Here is a 20,367-nt window from a genome sequence, read left to right as displayed (position 1 = left end):
GAAGACTGGGGCCGAGATCTTCATGATTGGACTCCAGCCACCCTGGGATTAATGGCCATTGGAGAACCGGGACTCCGAGATCAACTCCTAAAAGAACCAATGAATGGATTGGAAAGCGGTCTGCGGGTCAGGGCAGTGCGCGCGTATGAAGATATCAGACGGAGAGGCGAGAAACCCTCGGACCTGAAGATGGCAGTTTTGGCGGCTTTAGCCCTTCGGGAAAGACGCAGGCTTACCGGGAATTGGAATGGTCTTGCGGATGAATTAATTACAGCACCTACCGGGGTCCGTTCCCTAAATCCAGAGATCTGGTTAACACCGCTGGCCTGCCTGGCAGGAATGGTTGGAGATGCGTACGACCTGATTCTGGGATTGTGGGCTCCGAAAAACGAAACTGCAGGTTTACGATGGATGCTGCACATTTACGAGACACAACCTGCCGACCGATCACCGGTGGCAGAATCGGTGAAAAAATGGTTGCGGGGCATTACAGGGGCACAACAAATTGAATTTTTACGCCTTTTAGTTCAGCGTGGTCTGGAAGAAGAAAGCCGCGTTCTTGCGGGAGAACTGCTGGAAAATGTCCCGCTTTCTGCCGTTGAACCCGGCGAGCAAGAGAATTTCCACTTCACCCCGGAAGCGCTTGGAAAAATCCTCCTGGAAGCCCAGAGAACGGCCACACTCCATTCTCTGGCAGGGAACCCGGTTCAGGCCAAAATGATGCTTAAAAAAGCCACTGATGCTCTGGAAGTCTTCCAATGGGGAATCAGGCTGCAGAGAGCTTTTCTCGATGAGTCTCAAAATTTGAAGAGTGGTCTTGCAGAACAAATGACCGCCATTGATCCGATTACTGTGGCTAATCCTGCTGTTCAAGAACAGTTTGGATGGTTATTGTCATATCGCAACCCTGATGATCTTCAGGATATCGGTGAAAAGTTGGCGGCCTATCATGATCCTTGCATTTCGGTCCAATATGGTTGGACTCTTTACCAACAGGGAGAGAAGGCACTGGGGTGTGAGGTGGCCAAACCCTCGGTTCAGAAATTAATTCGCTCATTGAGAGAGGAAGAAACTCAAGAGGCCGGGTTTATTTTAACATGGCGGCCTGGTACCATTCTTTCAAAACTTATTGAAATGGGATTACTCCAGGAGGCCATGGAACTTGGAGATCTTCTCCTCCAGAAAAGACCGGCGGATTTTGAACTTATCCTTTTCCTCGAGAAGATATACAGAGATTCTGGTTTATTAGAGCAGGCACTGCGCCTGATAGAGATTGCTCTTTGCCTTGCCCCTGACCGAATCGATCTTATTCGTGAGTCTGCGGCTTTGTACGAGCACCTGGGGGATTGGGCCAATGCTTATCTCAGACGGAAGGGTGTTCTTACCAGAGCCAAAGAGCCCACTTTGGAAGATAAAATTTTATACACCCGTGATGCAGTAGAAGTGGGTCAATACGATGAGGCTTCAAATCTTTGTGAGGAGTTACTCTCCTCCTATCCAGATATTGGCGAAATTCATGGGATCCTGGGCAAAATTCGGATTGTTCAGGGCCGTTTGGATGAAGCCGAAATGCATTTGAGCCGGGCAACCCTGGTTTCTCCCGAAGCGCCTGAATGGTGGTTAGCTCTCGCTGGTCTGTACGAGCAGAAGGGCGAGGAAATTGCAGAGATTGATACTCTGAAAGCAGGACTGCTGGCAGCGTCAAGTTCGCCAGAATTAAACTTTGCTCTGGGAAAGAAGCTTCTCGAAAAAGAACAGCCAACCGAAGCATTGCCTTATCTCAGGCAAGCTTCCAACCTGAATCGTCAATCTCCTGAAGTGCAGTTTCTATTCAGCAAGGCTCTTCACGCTCTTGGTTACTTACAGGAAGCCAGAGAGGTGATCGAACCCTTGAAAAATATGTGGGAGGTAGATCCGGGAGTGGCATATGAGTATGGATGTATCGCGATGGACCTTGGAGATGCAAGAGCGGCTGTCCCAGCATTTGAGATAGCCACCCGCTCTCCTCGTGCAAAAGCAGATTGGTATTTGAAGTATGCCCGGGTACTCCTGGATGATCATCTAGCTCTGGGAAACCATGAAAAGAACCTCCGGTATCAACGAGCTGAGGAATTATTAGAAAAGGCCGAGATACTGGCCCCGGATAATTTGGTCATTAAGCTGGCCATTGCTGAATCGATCCGAAAACAGGGGAGACTTGAAGATGCCCAACAGCTATATCGAGAACTGATTGACGCTGAAGATGTTCTCCGCAGTGGGCTCCTGGGGAACGTTCAACACGGGTTAGGCATGACTATGATGGCGGTTGGGAATATGGAAGCCGGGGTGGCTTTGTTGCGAGAAGCTTCCCAATCCCAGCCTTCTAACCTCACCTTGACCCATGATCTGGCGGAAGCCTGCCTTGAGGCAAACCTGAAGAAGGACGCAGAAGAAGCTGCAGAACGAGCTCTTAGTCTGGCCCCCAATGATCCAGAAAACCTGGACTGGTTTGCCAGAATGATGGTTCGCCTCGATAGAGCTTCCAGGGCGTTAGACGCGCTAAAACAGGCGATTATGTTAATACCAGGCAGGGTCGATCTCCGAATTCGATATGCCCGGCTGGCTCTGGAAAGCGGTGATCTGGAAAGCGCCCGGGATGCCCTGCAGGCAATCAAAGAAGAGCAATCGAGCGATGATGTTGAACTACTACGCCAGGCGGCATACCTGTCTTTACGGTTACAGGATTTTCCCGCGGCGATTGAGTATTTCGAAAAGGCAATATCATTAAGCAGCCCTGCATCTCCAGAGCTGGTGTATGAGCTGGCGCAGGTGTATGAAAAAACCGGTCAAATTGATCTGGCAACTCAAACCTTGGAGAAGGGCAATCAGGGTATTTCTGATCCCCGTCTACTGGTCTATTACGCCGATTTGCTGGCCCGCCAGAATCGATTCAATGGGGCGATCGAAGCAGTAGAAAAGGCCATCGGAGCGATAAATCCGGAGAATGAGAATGAGGAAGCCATGCTGACGGATTTATATTATCGTCTGGCGGTCTGGCAACGCCGATTGGGTAACCTGGCGAGCGCCTTTGAACAGGCTGAAAAGGCATGGGTCTACTCTCCTAAATCGCTCCGAAACCGCTGGCTGTTAACTGAACTGGCTTATGCCACCCTTCAGGATGAGAAAGCCCTGGAGTTGGCTTTTTCGCTGACCCCGGATGATGACAGCCTCCTTGAGGCTGAGGCCGCTTCACTGGTTGGTCTTGGCTGCCATCTGGCTATCGAACATGAAGACCTTGAAGGGGCAACACGATGGCACCAGCTTTGCCGACCTGCTGGAAATGAATCTTTGTGGGTGCAAAGTGTAGAAGCCAGATTGCTCATCCGCCAGGGAAAGTTCCGCCAGGCAACCGAAATCATTGAAAACCTGGTCCAGCATCTTATCGTGAACGCTCGCCCTGATGGGAATCTTTTACTGGCGGTTGCAAAGACTGCAGCTGAAGCGTATTTATGGGACAGCAGTTTTAAATTGATAAGTCAATATTTAACACTCTTTCCGGGTGAAGTGCGTGGAATTTATGAAAAAGTGCGTATATCTGTGGAGGCGGTGGAGTTCAAGTCCATGGAAAAGGAACTCCGAATCAAAGCGCACACTCCGTTTGTGGATGAAAAGGACCTTGCCTTTAGAGAAACACTTGAAAACAGCCTGGAAAGCCTGCGTTTGTTCCTCGATGCCGGAAGGTTCCAGCAGCTGAAATGGAGAATTTCCATGGCTTTACAACCCGCCAAAGAGGTTGCAAAGCAAGCGATGATCATGCCCCGTTCTGCGGGTGAACTGGCGGCCGTAATTTTGTGTTTCAGAAAATTGAACTGTCTTGATGAAGCATTGCAAGCTGCCAATCTCTCGAATCACAGTGTGGTATTGTTCCAGAAAGCACTTGTGCTTGCGGAGAAGAACGATCCCGGTGCTCTTTTATTGGCAAAGGATATACTTGCACAAAATATTGGGCATCCATTGGTTTTGGTTCTGGTGGCAACTCTTCAAGAACGGTTTGGTGAAGTTGGTACAGCGATTGAATCCCTAGAAGAGGCGTTATCTATTTGGCCGGATGAGGAGGGCTGGCAGGCCCAGGTTGGGTGGTTGGCTGAATCCATGGGAGATTATTCAAATGCACTTGTTCACCTGGAGAAAGCTTTTGCTTTGAATCCTGCAGAAGGAAAATATGCCCTGGGACTTGGGCGTAACCACTTATTCAATGGTGATCAAGAGAAAGCAGAAGAAATACTGGTACAGGCTACCCGGTTGTGCCCCGATTCTCCAGAAGCCTGGTTGTTGCTGGCTCAGGCCCAATTTGAACAGGGCCACTGGGAGGGCTCTCTTAAGAATGCTCTCAAAGCCAGCGAAATGGCGGGTGGTGATTCTCTTGCTCTTGTTCTGGCATCCAGAGCTTCTTTCAAACTTGGCAATTCCTCCGAGGCGCTCCGATTGGCGAGAATCGCTTATGAATGTTCACCACACACCCTCGAGGCAATCATTAATTTCAGCCGGATGCTGGGGCTTCAGCAGGAACTCCATGCCAGCCTGGCTGTGATTGAAAGTGCACTCGAGAGTCAGCCAGCGTGCCGGGAATTGCTCCTGGAAAAAGCCCAGTTGATTTATCAGATTGATGGGCCTGCCTCGGTTTCCGAAATGGCTCAACGTCTGGTGCAGGCTTATCCTGAGGATGCAGAGGTGCTGGCTCTTCATGCAATGGTGCAGGCGGAATTGGGTAATGTTCAATTAGCCCAGCAATCAGCGCTCCGCTCATTAAGGATTAACCCCCATCAACCCAGACTGGCAATGAAACTCGGTGTTTTGAATCGGCGTACCGGGCAATTAGATCAGGCAGTCCATCATCTGAGTCAGGCTGTTCTCATGGACCCTGCCAATGTAGATGCTTATCTTGAACTTGGACAGGTATATCTGGATCGGAGAGAATTTCAGAAGGCCCTAGAAACTTTTCAGGAGGTAATCCGGATTGCTCCTCGAGATGCTCGTGGATATTTTGAGGCGGGTCTGATCCTTAAAGAAGCCAAGGATTATCAAGGGGCTGAGAAAATGTTACAGCAGGCGGCAAAAATTGCACCGGATGATTTACAAATTCACCGGCAACTGGTCAGCGTGATGGCACTGAACCTGATTCATAAAACCCAGGAGGCGAAAACAGCCTTATGAGCAACGAAGAGAGGAAACCAGAGACGCAGATGCTAAGTCGAAAGCATTTGCTTCAAATGTTGGAGATTGCATTGGGGTGCCAGTCTTACTCCTTTGGCAGGCAGGCTGCTTTGGCCTGGCTGGCAGTGTATCCAGGTGACCTTGAAGTTATGCTGTTCCTGGCAGAGATGCTGGCAGGTGATCACCGGGAAACCCAGGCTCTGGAAATTTTGGACCGAATCATTGTCCTTGATCCTGAATTCCAGGATGCCCATCAGGTCAGAGCCAGAATTGCCCGCTCTCAGTCCTCAGAGCACTTTGTTGAATCAATGTCGTCATTGAAGGCTCTTGGAGAGATTCTTCCACCTGACGCAGCAACGTATCCCTGGGCGGAAACGCTTTTTTTGGCAAGACAGGCATATCATTCCGGTCATTTTTCCGAAGCCGAAGCACTACTGGAGCCGGTAATGATGGGCGAAACCATTCCACTACTGGGAATTATTCTTCACTTAAGATTGGTGGAGAAATCAGGTGAAGCTGGGCGGGTGGTGGAAATTGCTGAGAAATATTTACAATCAGGGTGTCAGTGCGTAGAGCTTCTTTTACGAAAATCAGCCGCGTTGATAACAATTGGGCGGGAAACAGAAGCGGTGAAACTGCTTCACCAGTGCGTTACACTGGATTCTACCGGACAGGTAGCGCGTCGAATCTGGGGAGATCATCATCCCTATCGATCGCTCTGGCCAGCGAAAATGGAATGTTATTTTGATCTTCCTCTACCTGTTGCAGTAGCTACCCGATTAACGGGTGCCTGGTTACCACCTGGAGAGGGGATTGTCGAACCGGCCCCTGAGCACTATGACCGGGGAGATGTCAATGAGAGAGTCCAGGAATCTATCTCCCCGATCGCTGATCCTAACTTTGAGGCACATCCCAGCCATTCAGAAATTCCTATCCAGTCTGATGGACATGGAATGGACACTCCTACCAGGGTTTCTCCATTAAGTTCCGAAGAGTTAAAATCGATTGAAGGTGAGTTGCGAAAAGTTGCTATCCGGATCAAGCAACCGGTGATTGGTAAATCGGATGGTCGATTCCCTGTTTATGTGATTTTTTCTTCGAAACAGGGATTGATCGAACAATATGGAGAACAGACGGCTCAGGTGATTGACCTTGAAATGAGGCGTCTTGGTGAGGCCATAAAGAAGCATACAGGCTGGGATTCATTGGTATTTTACCCGGATGACCCCGACGTGGTGGCAACATACGGTTTTCAACCCCTTACAGAACGTGACCCATGGAAGCTTAAGCTTTCTCTTTCAGATCTTGATAAAGCTCTTTCTAAAAAAGGGAAAATGATCGGAATGTTGTTAATCGTGGGAGGGCCTCAGGTAATTCCATTTCATGAGCTTCCGAACCCTGCAGATGATTTCGACGAAAAGATATTCTCAGACAACCCTTACGCAACCCTCGGATCCAACTATTTTGTGCCCGAATGGCCGGTAGGAAGGCTGCCTGGGGCTACCGGTCCAGACGCCGGCCTGCTCTTAGATCAATTGAGGCGGCAGGTTGGATACCATAACGGTGCAAAACAGAAAAAATCGATGGGAGAAAGTAGTGTTCTCTGGCCTTTCCTGTGGATGTTCGAGGCATTTTTTCGGGTATTTCAGGATAGGAACAATGGAGCAGAGAATACAGGATATACGGCAGCAGTCTGGCGTCGTTCTTCGACGGCGGTATTCCGTCCAGTAGGAAACCCGGCGAAGTTATTGGTCTCACCCCCTCAGGATACTCAAAACCTACCGGTTGAAAAATTGCTTCAGACTGAAGTGGCCTATTACAACCTGCACGGCATGGAAGATACTCCTGAATGGTATGGGCAAAGAGATCCTTTTGATCCGATACGTGGACCGGATTATCCGGTAGCTTTGATGCCATCTCAGCTTAAGCGCAATGGACACGCCCCAAAGGTGGTTTTCAGTGAGGCCTGTTATGGGGGGCATATTGTAAATAAAACAGAAGATACTGCTCTTGCATTAAAGTTCCTGTCCCTTGGTACGCTGGCAATGATTGGATCGACCTGTATCGCTTATGGCGCAATTACCCCTCCACTGGTGTCAGCGGATTTGCTTGGGAATTACTTCTGGCAGCAGATGAAAGCAGGCAGGACGGCGGGAGAAGCGTTAATGATCGCAAAGATTGAAATGTCCCGTGAAATGGTAAGACGCCAGGGTTATCTGGATGCCGAAGACCAGAAAACGCTTCTCTCTTTCGTGTTGTATGGAGACCCTCTTGTACGCCTGGAGAACCGACAAAAACAGGCAAAAACGACGTTGCGTTTGAAGAAACATCCAAAAATTACGGTGGTAAACGAAAAACCGGTTGAAAGTGGAGAACCCGGCCCCCTTTCCTTCAAAGTTCTGGAAGATGTAAAACAAAAATTGGCAGGCTACTTACCGGGTATCGATACAGCCGAAATTCATATTGCCGCTCAGAGTGGATCGGATGCCCCTGCACTTTCAAAGGGATCCAAAGGGATACCGCACGGTAAGTGTTATGTGGTCACGGTAAGTAAGCAAGTCCCCTGGGCAAAAACAGTACATCGGCATTATGCCAGGGCTACCGTGGCGGCAGATGGAAAGGTAATAAAACTGGCAGTGTCACGATAAGCACCAAAGAAACGAGAACATTAATCAGGAAAGCTCAGGTCTAGTTGAAGATCTGAGCTTTTTTAAAGGCAAGTTTCCCTTCGAGCTGAGGGTGCTGGTTGATATTGGCTTTTCTTAAACGTAGATTCACCCTGCGATGAAGCTGTTCATAGGTGAGCTTGTACTTTGCCTGACGGATTACTTCCAGGGCATGGTAGGTCATCGCGCCATGAAATGTCCCGCCAAAATTACCATCGTATGAAAACTCGATGTCCTTACAACCGCTCAACAAAATTTCATTCATATCCTCTTCACTGAGGCCCGAATTAGCTGGCCTGGCCAGAAAGGGATTGAGCAACTCGGGTTTACCGCGGACTGACGGGGGTAAAAAGCGGGGTCTGAGGTCAAGGATTGGGAGTTTGGTACCGGTGCCAGAGAAACAGTTATCCAGGATTACAGTCATGCGAACTCCCCGGGGAATACCAGAAAATAATTCGCGAAGTTCGTCGTCTACGATCTGGTTGGAATCAATATCATATGGGCAGATCAACTCATCGTATTTCTCATCATTATCCGTTGAAACCTCATAAGATCCATGAGAAGAATTGGTAAAAACCAAAACATCCCCCGGGGTAGCACCAGCAAGGAGATTCTTTAAGGCTGAGATTATGTTGACTTTGGTAGCTTGAGAGTCCAGGATAACCTGCACGTTTGGGGCAGGAAAATCGTAGTGGTCGATCAAAAGGTGAGCCCATCCCCTGGCATCATTAACACATCCTCGAAGATCGTTTCCCAAGTAAGGGTAGTCATTGATTCCTACGCACAACGCTTTTTTGGTCATTTTTTCTCCCTACAAAGCAAAATAAAGATTCTCCAAATCTGCTTCGGTCACAGTTCCGGAGTGGATTTTCTCCTCTATGATGGCAGCACGGGTGTTCACAGGCAATGGACTATCACGGGCAATTAACCCACTTTTTTTCTTCGGGACTTGCTGGCTGAGATTGCATTTGCCTTCCCGGGTAATGGCTTTTACGGCTTGAATCACGTCTGAATTACCCGGTAAATTTCGATGGACTTCCTGAATATAATAAACCCGCGCTTTTGGGTAGAAACCTGACCATCCTGGCACAGTTCCATCTCCAGAGTCCTTGCCTTCATCAAAAGCGATCATCTCATAAGGGATGGTTCCAGTACCATTCTCTCTCTTTATCAGGGTCAGGGTTTGGATATTGCAACCGGCAATTTGAACCAGCTCTACCTGTGGGTCACTAGCGGCAAGAGACTCATGAAAACTGCGGGCCAAATCCAGGTATTTTTGTTTGATGCCCGTTATTCCCCATGTACTTGCATCGTAGAGGTTCCAATTTGCTGGTTCTACATTACCTGGTAAAAGCGAGGGGGGAGCTGGCAAGAGCTGATAAACGCTCGGCATTGAAAGCACCACCTGGTTCATCTCGTTTTGTTGATTGATTCGATCGACTACAGCTATCATCTGATTCCCATGATAGAGATTATCGATAGCACTGGTGGCTCCAAGATGTGGCGTGCCAAGGGTAATCAGGCGGCTGATGCGATTTTCGGCGGTTTCCGGGTGCCTTCCCAGGTAACTTCTTGATACTAACCCTCCCATACTGTGGGCTACCAGAGTGATTTTTTGTCCGGGGTGTGCAGAAATCCATCGTTCGATTGAGGAATGGAGTATGTCTGCGTTGTTTTCAATGGGTAACCGCCAATCGTAAGGAAATTCATAAACCGTGAATTCCCGGCGTAACTCAAGTACGAGCTTCAGGTAGGTTAATTTCTCCAGAGAGAACGCGACACATTCCACCATCGGGCTGGTTCTCTCTTCATCGTCTATCCTCAGGTAAGACGCTTGCCCATTTATAAAAAGCAATGGATTAATCCAAAGCATGGTCGTGACTCCTCGAATACTGAAGAGCAATGAGCCCATGATACCCGGTAAGACCGCGATGGGTTCTTTGATACCTCTGGCTTTTGGTGCCCGGGCTGTCTGAATGAGTTGTTCTGCTTTTTCTTCACCGATCAGATTTTGTATAGGTAGATTGGACGAATCTTCATTCAGGGCCTTTTCGATTTCATCCACGGAAAGTACAGCAAGCTTCTGCAACAGGTCCAGGTTATTCATTATTCTCCTGTTCGGATCCTTTTATGTATAATATGTATTGATAATATCATATATTTTGAAAATTAACCTTACTGGTTTTTCATGCAGGGAGGATGTTTAATAAAATTTCCTCAGTCAGATATTTCTCTGAATTGAACCGGGTTTTCTCGAGTAAAATCATGGCATGAAAAAGCCACGTGTATGGATTACCCGTCGTATTCCGCAAAGAGGGTTGGACTTAATCAGCCCTTATGCCGAGATAGACCTCTGGGAGGATGAACTGCCACCCTCTTATGATGTGATTTTAGAAAAGGTGAGGGGGATAGAGGGCCTGCTGTGTTTACTTACCGACAGGATTGATGACCGGGTTTTGGATGCGGCCGGGTCATCTTTGCGAGTGATCAGTCAATTCGCCGTAGGATACGATAATATTGATATTTCTGCAGCGACTGCACGGAAAATTCCTGTAGGGAATACCCCAGGGGTGCTGACAGATGCAACGGCCGACTTTACCTGGGCTTTGTTGATGGCGGCCGCCCGTCGGGTAATTGAGGGAGATCGCTTTGTTCGGTCGGGTGGGTGGAAAACCTGGGGCCCCACCTTTCTTCTAGGTGCGGATATTGCACGTTCAACCCTGGGGATTATCGGTTTTGGGCGAATTGGTCAGGCTGTAGCCCGGCGGGCACGCGGATTTGAGATGAGGGTGCTTTATTTTGATCCTCAGCGTCATCTGGCACTGGAGCAAGAGTTAGGGGCATCTTATGCACCACTGGAGGATGTTTTACAGGAGGCGGATTTTATCAGCATCCATACCCCATTGACGCCAGAGACTTATCATTTAATCTCTGATGCTCAGTTCGCGCTCATGAAATCGGGAGCCATTTTAATCAATACTGCCCGGGGTAGCATTGTTGATCCCCAGGCACTATACCGCGCGTTGAGTACCCATCGTATTGCAGCGGCAGCACTGGATGTCACTGAACCAGAACCAATTCCGCCTGACAGCCCCTTGCTTTCCCTGGAGAATCTTCTCATTACTCCGCATATTGCCAGTGCAAGCTTCCATTCTAGAACTCGTATGGCAGAAATGGCCGCTGAAAATCTGCTGGCAGGTCTTCGCGGAGAACAGCTTCCGAATTGTGTAAATCCCGAAGTCTACCAGCGCACTCAGGAATAACGGCCAAGCTCGAGTCCTCGTTCAATGAAATAAGCGTACGTTTCGTGTGTGACATTGCTCGGAATGGAATGATCGCTGTGAAGGACGTACCCAAAATTCTTCTTGACAATGGGAATCTTTTGTTCCAATTCGCGGTCGATTTCTCGTTTGTCGTTGTTATATAGAACCCTGACATCTATTCCCCCCATGAAGGATAATCGATCCCCAAAAGTTTGATAAAGTCTGATTAAATCCATGCCTGCTTTCACCTCTATCACCTGGAGGCAATCAATGCCAGCTTCGAGCATTCCGGGTACGAGGGGTTCAACATATCCACAGGAATGCATAATCACCGGGCACCCTTTACTTTTTGCCCACTGAATGGTCCTTTGATGCCCTGGCTGGATAATTTCGCGATACATTCTTGGTGACATAAATGGGTGTTGCTTGTACCCCATATCTTCGTAAAACCAGATTCCGTCTGGATAACCTTCTTCTGAAAAGAGGATTTCCTGTAAGTTGATGGTTAACTCGGCGTAAGTGTTAACCATATCTTTTACCCAGTCAGGGTCAAGCGCCATGCCCATTAACATATATTCGTGACCGCACACCGGGTGCATTAATTCAAAGACATTAACACCCGACCAGCAAAAAAAGCGGCCTTTTTTGTCAGCTTCTTGCTTTGCTTTTCGATAACCTTCAAAATTAATCCGCCTGCGGTCGGGGGTTAATTTCGGTTTTATCCACTCTTCCCACGCTTTTCGCTCTTTGACCAGAAAGTCAACATGTTCGGGTGTGCTATCGTGTAATTTGTGGCGCCTGAGTAAAGCTCCATTCCCATCTCTTTGCAGGATGGTCTCTTCAGTCTCTTCGATCGTTTCAGGTTCAAAGTCCAGATCGGCCACCATGTTAAAAGCCCAAAAAAGTTGAAGATCGTAGCCGAAGTGATCTTCAAAGCTTTCATCGGGGCGTATCCACCCTCGTTCGACCCAGGTTCGGTGGGTATCATTCCAGAAGTGTTCAAACAGGCCGATGCGATCAACGGGTTTCCGTTTCAAAATATTATGGATGCGTTCTTTTCCGGTCATTATCTGCATAGAATCTCCTCACAGGTTCTTTTTATAATCAGTTCGTTTTTCTGTTATCATAACGTCAAAGGTTTTCATCACATCAGGAGCGCATCATGACCGCTGGATTTGAAACACCATCCTGGGTACATCATGCGGTGTTTTATCAGATATTTCCCGATCGTTTTGCTTTCAGTAGCCGCGTAGAAAAGCCCGATCATCTTGAGGCCTGGGATGCCCCTCCTACAATTTACGGATTTAAGGGCGGTGATCTTTTGGGGGTGGTGGAAAAACTCGATTATTTACAGGATCTGGGAATCAATGCAATTTATTTTACCCCCATTTTCCAGTCAGCATCCAATCATCGTTATCATACCCATGATTATTTCCAGATCGACCCAATTCTTGGAGGGAACGAAGCCTTTTCACAACTTTTACGCGAAGCTCATCGCCGAAACATTCGTATTGTTCTGGATGGAGTGTTTAACCATGCCAGCCGGGGTTTCTTTCAATTCAACCACATTCTGGAAACAGGGGAGCAATCTCCCTATCTGAACTGGTTTAAAGTTCGGAAATTTCCTTTGAATGCTTACCAGGGAAAACCAAACTATGATTGTTGGTGGAATTTACCGGCTTTGCCAACTTTTAACCACCAGAATCCTCAAGTTCGGAATTTTATTTTTAAAGTGGCGCGCACCTGGGTTGAGCGAGGGATTGACGGCTGGCGCCTGGATGTACCTTTTGAAATAAAAGATACAACCTTCTGGCAGGAATTCCGTCATGTGGTGAAGTCTGCCAATCCTGATGCGTATATTACCGGTGAAATTCCCTGGGATGCTTCACCATGGCTGCAGGGTGATCAATTTGATGGGGTGATGAATTATCTGATGGCGTATCCGTGCTGGAGCTTTTTCGGAGGGAAGAATCTCTCTGAAGATTTGGTTGGGCATTGGCGTGATCATGATCCTGCAGCTTTCGTTTCTGATGCTAACTCCTTTGCCGGGTATGTCACTAACCTGCTGGAAAAATACCCAAGGCCGGCTGTTCTGGCTCAGCTTAACCTGCTTGATAGTCATGACACCGCTCGTTTTCTCAGCCTCACAGGCTCGAAAAATGCCCTTCGATTGGCCACACTATTTCAGATGACGTATCCCGGAGCTCCATGTATCTATTATGGTAATGAAATAGGTATGGAGGGTGGGAAAGACCCCGACTGCCGCAGGGCTTTTCCATGGGACGAAAGCCGTTGGGATCACGAATTGCGGAGCTATTTTAAACAATGTATTCGCTTGAGAATGGAGAATCGGGTTTTAAGGGACGGATCATGGAAAACCCTTTACACTGAGAAAGGGGTGGTTGTTTTCTTGCGTACATTGGAGGAAAAGAAAGCAGTCATTATTCTGAACAACTCGGAGCGAACATTTCACCTGCATTTACAAGTTGCTGGAGAAATTCAAGATGGCGTCCTGTTTTATGACGCTTTCACCCAGCAGCCTGCGTTTGTCCAGCAGGGAACATTGCAAGGTCTGAATGTTCCTCCATTCTATGGAACGGTACTGCTCCATTAACTATCTGGAAGGTGTTGAAAATGAAGCTTGCCACTGTACTGTATCGTCAAAATTCTCTTGTTGGCGTCATCGTTGATGAAGGCATTGCTCTTTTACCTTCTCCTGAATTTCCTGCACAGTTAGAGGAATGGATAAAGGAGGGAGATGCTCTGTTACAACGTGCAAAGGAGGCTCTCTCTGCAGGCAAGGTAAAGGTTATTGCCCATTCCGATGCTAAAATTCTCGCTCCTTTGAGCACTCCTGGAAAGATCGTAGCCATTGGCCTTAATTATTTTGACCATTGCCGTGAGCAAAATATTCCTGTACCTGACCGCCCAATTGTTTTTACCAAGTTCAATACCTCCATTATTGGACCGGGCGATCCAATTTCGTGGGATTCTACACTGACTCAACAGGTGGATTATGAGGTGGAACTGGGGGTGGTGATTGGAAAACGAGCTAAATCGGTACCCGTTACGGAGGCTCTGGATTATGTGTTTGGGTATACGATTATCAATGACGTATCAGCGAGAGATCTACAATTCAGCGATCGTCAGTGGGTAAGGGCAAAAAGCCTTGATACTTTTTGTCCGATGGGCCCGGCGATTGTTACTAAAGATGAAATTCCTGATCCCCAGCATTTGGAACTGCGCACTCTTCTCAATGGAGAGGTTGTTCAAAATTCTACGACGGCCGAAATGGTTTTTTCTGTAGCTGATCTGGTTTCTTTTTTGTCCCATTCATTTACTCTGGAACCGGGCGATGTGATTGCCACTGGAACGCCCGATGGTGTAGGGGTTTTCAGAAAACCCCCTGTTTTCCTCAAACATGGGGATCGGGTGGTCCTTGAAATTGAGAAGATTGGTCGTCTCGAAAACCCGGTTTGCCTTTCGTAACCAAACTATTTTTGCAGGCAGGGTAACCTATGAGTGAATCAACGCAAATACAACCAACCCTTTATATAGGAACGGCTTATTATCCTGAACATTGGCCGGAAGAACGCTGGTTAGAAGACATTCGATTAATGGTGGAAGCCGGGATTAATGTTGTTCGGATGGGAGAATTTGCCTGGTCAACCCTGGAACCCGCCGAAGGAGAATTTCAATTAGAGTGGCTGGACCGGATTATTGGGTTACTGGCACTTTATGGAATTAAAACCGTGCTAGGTACACCGACTGCTGCTCCCCCGGCCTGGCTGATTACGAAATATCCTGAAATCCTTGCGGTGGACGAAGATGGCAGGCGCGTTCAGTTTGGAAATCGGTGTCATTACTGCGTCAATTCACCCGATTTTCACCATGCTACACAAAGACTTGTATCTACTCTGGCTGAGCATTTTGGTCCGAATCCGAATGTCATCGGATGGCAGATTGACAATGAATTTAACCGGGTCTGCACCTGTGATTTATGCCGGAGTTTATTTCAACAATTTCTTGAAGAAAAGTATCAAACGCTAGCTGAACTGAATCGCCGATGGTCAACCAGTTACTGGAGCCAGACATATTCGGATTGGAGTCAAATTCCAATCCCCATTGGAAACCACCATCCTTCTTTGATGTTGGAATGGAAGCGTTTCATTACCCGCAGTTACCGAAATTTTCAAAAACTGCAGATTGATTTGCTTCGCCCTCATTTACAACCGGGGGTATGGATTACCCACAATTTCATGGGGTGGTTCGATGGCTTCGACCATTATGAGCTGGCGGCTGATCTAGATATGGTAAGCTGGGACTGGTATGTTGGTACTGGTCATAACGACCCATATTTTTCTGGGAGCACTCATGACCTGATGCGGGGTTTAAAACGGAAAAATTACTGGGTCATGGAGGCGCAACCGAATACGGTGAACTGGGCGAAGGTTAATAACCCTCTGTATCGAGGAGAAGGCCGGACTATGGCCTGGCAGGCAGTTGCCCATGGCGCCGATGGTTTTCTTTACTGGCAATGGCGTCCTGCTCCAGGCGGTCAAGAACAACTCCATGGGTCTCTCCTTGATCATGCTGGAAAACCACGTCCGTTTTTTGAAGAGGTTCAACAAATCTCTCGCGAGTTCAAAGAAATGTCTCCACTCCTGGCTGGTTCTCGTTATCCAGCTCGGGCAGCGATTCTTAATGATTATGAGTCGCGCTGGTCGATACAATGGCAAAAACATCATCGCAACTTTGATTATGTGGCGCATTTATTTCATTATTATCGTCCACTGGCTGAAGCCAATATTCCTGTAGATATTATCTCGGCTGATCAGCCTCTTAAAGGATATCGGTTGGTGATTGCTCCCTCCCTGGCGATCCTGGACGAGAATCGGTTTAGGATATTAAAGGAGTATGTAGAAGGGGGAGGATATTTGATTTTGACTCCAAGGACGGGCATAAAGAACCGAGATAATGTCTTTTTATCTGAGCGCCAGCCGGGCCCATTACGCCCAATGGCCGGAGTAGAAGTTAAAGAGTTCTTTGCGATGGATGAAAACGTCCCGGTTAAGGGAAACTGGTTTACGGGGGTGAGTCAAACCTGGGCGGAGATGTTGGAAATTCTAGATACCAATCTCACCCTGATCGTTGCCACATATAAAGACTCTAATGGCTGGTTAGACGGACAACCCGCAATGACGGTTCGGGGGGTGCGAAGTGGCATGATCTATGTTGTAGGGACTTACCTGGATGCGTCTACTCAGGCCATTTTCCTCAACCATGTAACGCAAATTTGTGGTTTGAGCAGGGTATTAGAGACCCCGCCGGGGGTTACTGCTTCCAGGCGGGTTCGAGAAGATAACCGAGAAGTAATGGTGGTAATTAACCACACACGTCAAGAACAGTCCATTAATTTGAGTTCGGATACCTTTGAAAATAAACTGACCGGAAGGGTACATGCCGGGGCGATGAAGCTTGCACCTTACGAAGTGGCTGTTCTGATTAAAACGATGTAGAAAATTCACACTTACCTATAACTCCATGGACACAACAACGACGATGACACGGAATCAAACCAAAGGGTATGTGATTGCCCTTGTTGGAACCTTCATCTGGTCAACGACAGCCATTCTTATTCGTCATTTAACCAATCAATGGCATTTGCCACCCATAATTCTGGCGTTCTGGCGAGACTTCTTTGTTTTTCTGATCCTGGTTCTGATTTTAGGGTTTTTCAGGCGTTCTCTTTTATTTACAACCAGATCTACATTTCTTTACTTATTGATATACGGCCTGGTACTGGCTGTATTTAATTTTACCTGGACATTGTCGGTTTATTATAATGGGGCGGCAGTGTCTACTGTACTGGCCTATTCATCGGCGGCTTTTACTGCGGTTCTGGGGTGGCGTTTCCTCAACGAGAACCTGGGTGGAGCTAAAATTCTGGCAGTGGGGTTCAGCCTTACAGGATGTATTCTTGTTTCAGGCGCAGCGAGTGTATCGGCTTGGGCTCTTAACCCGCTGGGAATTGTGACCGGTCTGATTTCTGGGATGGCCTTTGCTATCTACAGCCTTTTTGGACGGCAGGCATCTCGTCGGGGAATTCCTTCATTGACCACATTAACCTATACTTTTGGAACAGCTGCAGGTTTTTTACTCCTGTTCAATATGGTTGAAATCCCCGGGTATTCAGGAATACGTCATCTTTTCTGGTTGGAAAATTCTCTGGTCGGTTGGGGATTTCTTATTTTGTTAGCATTTGGTCCTACCATCGGAGGATACGGTCTCTATACTGTGAGCCTGGGATATCTTCCTGCAAGTGTGGCGAACTTAATTGCCACGCTTGAACCCGCTTTGACCGCTGTTCAGGCTTACCTGTTTTTGGGTGAACGGCTCACCTCAACTCAACTTGCGGGTTCGATCCTTATTCTGGGAGGAGTAATATTTTTACGATGGTCTGAGCAACGAGTTACTGCCAGGCAAATACTCCCATCGGGGACAACTCCGCAATGATCATAAGCCATTAATAAATACAACCCCAGGATAATTATTTTTCTGCCGGTGTTCTAACCAAAAGTCTGACCGGCCCGAGTAAACCGCTGGGTTCCTGGTACGTGAAACACGAAAAAAAATCTCGCTGTTCTTTGACGAGGGTGTTGGTTACATCGACACGTAAATGATTATCTCCCGAATGGATCAGGCCGGTCACGTTCCAGCGGTAGGGCGGGCAAATGCGTGTTCCAATGTGTTGACCGTTGAGCCATACCTCTACAGTTTCAAACGCTTCGCCAAAATCCAGCTCTGCAGGTAAATGGAATGGCTCAATTTCAAAGGTCGTTTCGTATCGTATCGTGCCGGAAAAAGTCGGTAAGGCTGCAGGACAGCTCAAATCCATGAGCTCACAGGCATCTTGATACCGTCGAAAATTCGGGTATTCTTTTGCAGTGGCAATACTTATTTTCCAGGGGCCGGGTATTGGAATTTCTTGCAGCCCCCCGGCTTCAGCAAGGCTGGTCGGCTGGCCAAGGTGTTCATGATAAGGCTTACAAAGGTCTCCAGTGACGATCACAACTCCATTATACGGAGGAAGATCCAGTGGGAATTCCATTGTGTCATCAATTTCTTCGTAAGCAAGGGGATGAATCTGGTTTGTAAAGGCATCGTAAAATAAAGCCGGGCCTCTATTCCGGATTTTGAGGCAGGTTTTTATGGGAATCCCTGGATGTTCGTTGGTCAGAAAGTATACATGGCTCGCATTATGCCGGACATGATAATAGCGAAGATAAGGTTGCTCTTCACCTGCCAGAATGTCCTGTGAAATTAATGGACGGACTGTTGAGATAAGCTGGTCAAGAGAGGTGGTGAGTAGATGAGCATGGCCTGCGAATCCTAAAGAGATTGGGTTTGCCCGGGTTCCCTGCAGGGATAATCCCGGTGGGTTGTCTATGAAAATCACCTTTAATCCTGAATCAGCCAGTTCAATTATTCGGTGGATGAGGTGTTCAGGTAAGGATGAGCATTGGGGAATTATTAAAACCTGATACGCTTCTTGATGGATCTTCAAATTTCCCTGAACGACCTCAGCGCCATGAAGAAGAATATCGCCGGGTATGACGTCACAGTCGATTTGATGTTGCATCAGGAGTCTGACTGGCGTCTGGAATGGCATGGCAGTACCTGCCCATTCTGCTTCAGCGTGATAAAGAACTGCTACCGGAGCAATGTGCACGCCTCCTGAAAGGAGATGACTGACGCGGTTGATGTAATGAGAAAGAAGGTGAAGATACCGATATTGAGGATTCATACCGCGAGCATAAAAATGAGGCGGGCAATCTGGGTCGGGAAAGTTTGCCTGAGAAAAAGCATGCGGTACAAAATAGTTCACTCCTCTTACCAGTAAATGATCAGCCATCCATTTCATCAACTTGAGACCTTCACGCCAACCGTAAGCCCCGAACAGTTCGCACATCGTACGCCCTTGTTTTTTGGGGTCAATATGGCCCAGAGATGATCCCATTTTGGCTAAACCATAATGATAAAATTCACCGTCGGCCTCTCCAGCCACACTGTTGAAGATGCCATGGTCAAATCCTGGAAGTAACTGCCACAGAACAACATCCAACCCTGCCATGTCCTGTCCCCATAAGGCGCGGAAATAATGACCGGGTCCGCATCCCAGGTGGGCATGAGAGCCATTATCTTCGAGTACATGACCGATATATTCCACGCCATGATTGCGACACCACTCTCCGATTTGCCGGGTAAAATGTTCAGCGTATAATTTGCTGACCAGATTCATATAGGAAAAGCGGATGGCTCCAGTTTGTTCTCCACCATCAAACCATAAAAGAGGAAGATAGGATTTAAAATCGCAGCCTGCTTCTGCTTCTAAAAGGGTAAGTAAATCGCTTCTCCAGGGTAAAGCGATACCTTTTTTCCCGGGTTTTGACTGGTAGTCGAAAGTATCCCGATCATTGTAGAAACCCGGCTCATCGGAAAAGAACCCTGCAAAAGTACCTCCGAAATCACCAGCGTAACGCTGATAAAATGGTTCATAGACTGTATCAATTAAAATTTTCACCGATTCGGGAACCAGGGGGTTGATATAGTCTTTATGAGGTTCACTTCCTCCGGTTGGGGAAGTGAAAAGAAAGAAGATTCGCCAGTACCCTTCAGGAATATCCCAGTATAGAATATCCTCCTGAATGTTTGAGGTAATTTCAACAAAAGGACCGGTGAGCAGACCGGTTTCTACATCCCTGCGTACAGCGATTACTGCAAGGAGATTCGTCTCAGGGGGAGCGCCGGGAGGTTGGAATAACTCCATTAAAAACGGTTTCACCAGGAAAGAAGAATGCCGTTGCGGGCCAAGAACATCCAGATGGTGTTCGTATAAAAAGAGGCGTTTCTGCGATGGCTGCGCGTTTACCACTATCCCGGCAGCGTGTCCGGTTGGAAAATGATCATCATCCAGCACCCAGACCCGCATGTGTCGTTTCCGGGCTTCTTCCAAAATAACGTCAAAATCATGCCACCAGCGTTTGCCTAAAAAGTCGGGATGAGGCCTGGCTTCTACACACACTGCGCCAATACCTGCCTGATGAATGCGTTCCATTTCTTCCCGAATGACGGCTTCACCTTCTCCACGCTGCCAGATAAAGGGGAGAAGGTAATTGGCTTCACAGCCTTCTAGCACTTCGTCCAGGCGGGTTTTCATGGATGTGCCTCCCAGAAAAAAGGGG

General features: G+C 47.8%; 11 protein-coding genes. 7 read left to right on the top strand and 4 right to left on the bottom strand.

Annotation, left to right across the window (positions count from 1 at the left end; translation table 11 throughout):
* Positions 1-99 precede the first annotated feature (99 nt).
* Both ATHL_RS07305 and ATHL_RS07300 read left to right on the top strand, forming a co-directional pair.
* Positions 100-5,193 (top strand): tetratricopeptide repeat protein, encoded by a 5,094-nt coding sequence (locus tag ATHL_RS07305; protein ID WP_162787636.1) that lies wholly within the window; start codon positions 100-102, stop codon positions 5,191-5,193.
* Complete coding sequence (locus tag ATHL_RS07300) at positions 5,190-7,841, top strand: C25 family cysteine peptidase (RefSeq protein WP_062191593.1); 2,652 nt, start codon at positions 5,190-5,192, stop codon at positions 7,839-7,841. Before ATHL_RS07305 ends, ATHL_RS07300 begins: the two co-directional genes overlap by 4 nt.
* Positions 7,842-7,881: 40 nt before the next feature.
* Here ATHL_RS07300 and ATHL_RS07295 read toward each other — a convergent pair whose 3' ends face one another.
* Together ATHL_RS07295 and ATHL_RS07290 are read right to left on the bottom strand one after the other, a co-directional pair.
* A complete protein-coding gene (locus ATHL_RS07295) occupies positions 7,882-8,661 on the bottom strand; it encodes a caspase family protein (RefSeq protein ID WP_062191590.1) in 780 nt (259 codons plus the stop codon).
* Between the two features lie 9 nt (positions 8,662-8,670).
* Positions 8,671-9,966 (bottom strand): esterase/lipase family protein, encoded by a 1,296-nt coding sequence (locus ATHL_RS07290; protein WP_062191588.1) that lies wholly within the window; start codon positions 9,964-9,966, stop codon positions 8,671-8,673.
* A 163-nt stretch (positions 9,967-10,129) separates the two neighbouring features.
* Here ATHL_RS07290 and ATHL_RS07285 point away from each other — a divergent pair, with 163 nt between their 5' ends.
* Positions 10,130-11,122, top strand: a complete 993-nt coding sequence (locus tag ATHL_RS07285; RefSeq protein ID WP_062191585.1) for a 2-hydroxyacid dehydrogenase — start codon at positions 10,130-10,132, stop codon at positions 11,120-11,122.
* Here the strand turns inward: ATHL_RS07285 and ATHL_RS07280 are convergent.
* On the bottom strand, positions 11,113-12,198 hold the full coding sequence (locus ATHL_RS07280; RefSeq protein WP_062191582.1) for a uroporphyrinogen decarboxylase family protein: 1,086 nt from the start codon (positions 12,196-12,198) through the stop codon (positions 11,113-11,115). The two genes, ATHL_RS07285 and ATHL_RS07280, sit on opposite strands and share 10 nt — an antisense overlap.
* 86 nt (positions 12,199-12,284) lie before the next feature.
* Between ATHL_RS07280 and ATHL_RS07275 the strand changes: the two genes are divergently transcribed.
* Genes ATHL_RS07275 through ATHL_RS07260 form a run of 4 tightly spaced genes read left to right on the top strand, consistent with a single transcriptional unit; the run spans position 12,285 to position 17,638 of the window.
* Positions 12,285-13,736: a glycoside hydrolase family 13 protein gene (locus ATHL_RS07275; RefSeq protein ID WP_062191579.1), complete on the top strand. Its 1,452-nt coding sequence runs from the start codon at positions 12,285-12,287 to the stop codon at positions 13,734-13,736.
* A gap of 20 nt (positions 13,737-13,756) precedes the next feature.
* The gene (locus ATHL_RS07270; RefSeq protein WP_062191576.1) at positions 13,757-14,611 is read left to right on the top strand and encodes a fumarylacetoacetate hydrolase family protein; all 855 of its coding nucleotides are present in this window, start codon (positions 13,757-13,759) and stop codon (positions 14,609-14,611) included.
* 29 nt (positions 14,612-14,640) lie between these two features.
* The gene (locus ATHL_RS07265; protein WP_062191573.1) at positions 14,641-16,641 is read left to right on the top strand and encodes a beta-galactosidase; all 2,001 of its coding nucleotides are present in this window, start codon (positions 14,641-14,643) and stop codon (positions 16,639-16,641) included.
* A 25-nt stretch (positions 16,642-16,666) separates the two neighbouring features.
* On the top strand, positions 16,667-17,638 hold the full coding sequence (locus tag ATHL_RS07260; RefSeq protein WP_084001254.1) for a DMT family transporter: 972 nt from the start codon (positions 16,667-16,669) through the stop codon (positions 17,636-17,638).
* A 34-nt stretch (positions 17,639-17,672) separates the two neighbouring features.
* Here ATHL_RS07260 and ATHL_RS07255 read toward each other — a convergent pair whose 3' ends face one another.
* Positions 17,673-20,342: a glycosyl hydrolase gene (locus ATHL_RS07255; protein ID WP_062191567.1), complete on the bottom strand. Its 2,670-nt coding sequence runs from the start codon at positions 20,340-20,342 to the stop codon at positions 17,673-17,675.
* Between the last annotated feature and the right edge of the window lie 25 nt (positions 20,343-20,367).

This window comes from Anaerolinea thermolimosa (assembly GCF_001050195.2).
GTDB classification, from domain to species: Bacteria; Chloroflexota; Anaerolineae; order Anaerolineales; family Anaerolineaceae; genus Anaerolinea; species Anaerolinea thermolimosa.
The sequence above is the reverse complement of the archived record's forward strand: the minus strand, read 5'-3'. Positions and strand labels throughout refer to the sequence as shown.

Excerpts from the sequence above, each read along its gene's own strand:
- ATHL_RS07305 (WP_162787636.1), top strand. The coding sequence starts at position 100 with ATGAATGGATTGGAAAGCGGTCTGCGGGTCAGGGCAGTGCGCGCGTAT.
- ATHL_RS07295 (WP_062191590.1), bottom strand. The coding sequence starts at position 8,661 with ATGACCAAAAAAGCGTTGTGCGTAGGAATCAATGACTACCCTTACTTG.
- ATHL_RS07300 (WP_062191593.1), top strand. The coding sequence starts at position 5,190 with ATGAGCAACGAAGAGAGGAAACCAGAGACGCAGATGCTAAGTCGAAAG.
- ATHL_RS07285 (WP_062191585.1), top strand. The coding sequence starts at position 10,130 with ATGAAAAAGCCACGTGTATGGATTACCCGTCGTATTCCGCAAAGAGGG.
- ATHL_RS07265 (WP_062191573.1), top strand. The coding sequence starts at position 14,641 with ATGAGTGAATCAACGCAAATACAACCAACCCTTTATATAGGAACGGCT.
- ATHL_RS07260 (WP_084001254.1), top strand. The coding sequence starts at position 16,667 with ATGGACACAACAACGACGATGACACGGAATCAAACCAAAGGGTATGTG.
- ATHL_RS07255 (WP_062191567.1), bottom strand. The coding sequence starts at position 20,342 with ATGAAAACCCGCCTGGACGAAGTGCTAGAAGGCTGTGAAGCCAATTAC.
- ATHL_RS07270 (WP_062191576.1), top strand. The coding sequence starts at position 13,757 with ATGAAGCTTGCCACTGTACTGTATCGTCAAAATTCTCTTGTTGGCGTC.
- ATHL_RS07290 (WP_062191588.1), bottom strand. The coding sequence starts at position 9,966 with ATGAATAACCTGGACCTGTTGCAGAAGCTTGCTGTACTTTCCGTGGAT.
- ATHL_RS07275 (WP_062191579.1), top strand. The coding sequence starts at position 12,285 with ATGACCGCTGGATTTGAAACACCATCCTGGGTACATCATGCGGTGTTT.
- ATHL_RS07280 (WP_062191582.1), bottom strand. The coding sequence starts at position 12,198 with ATGCAGATAATGACCGGAAAAGAACGCATCCATAATATTTTGAAACGG.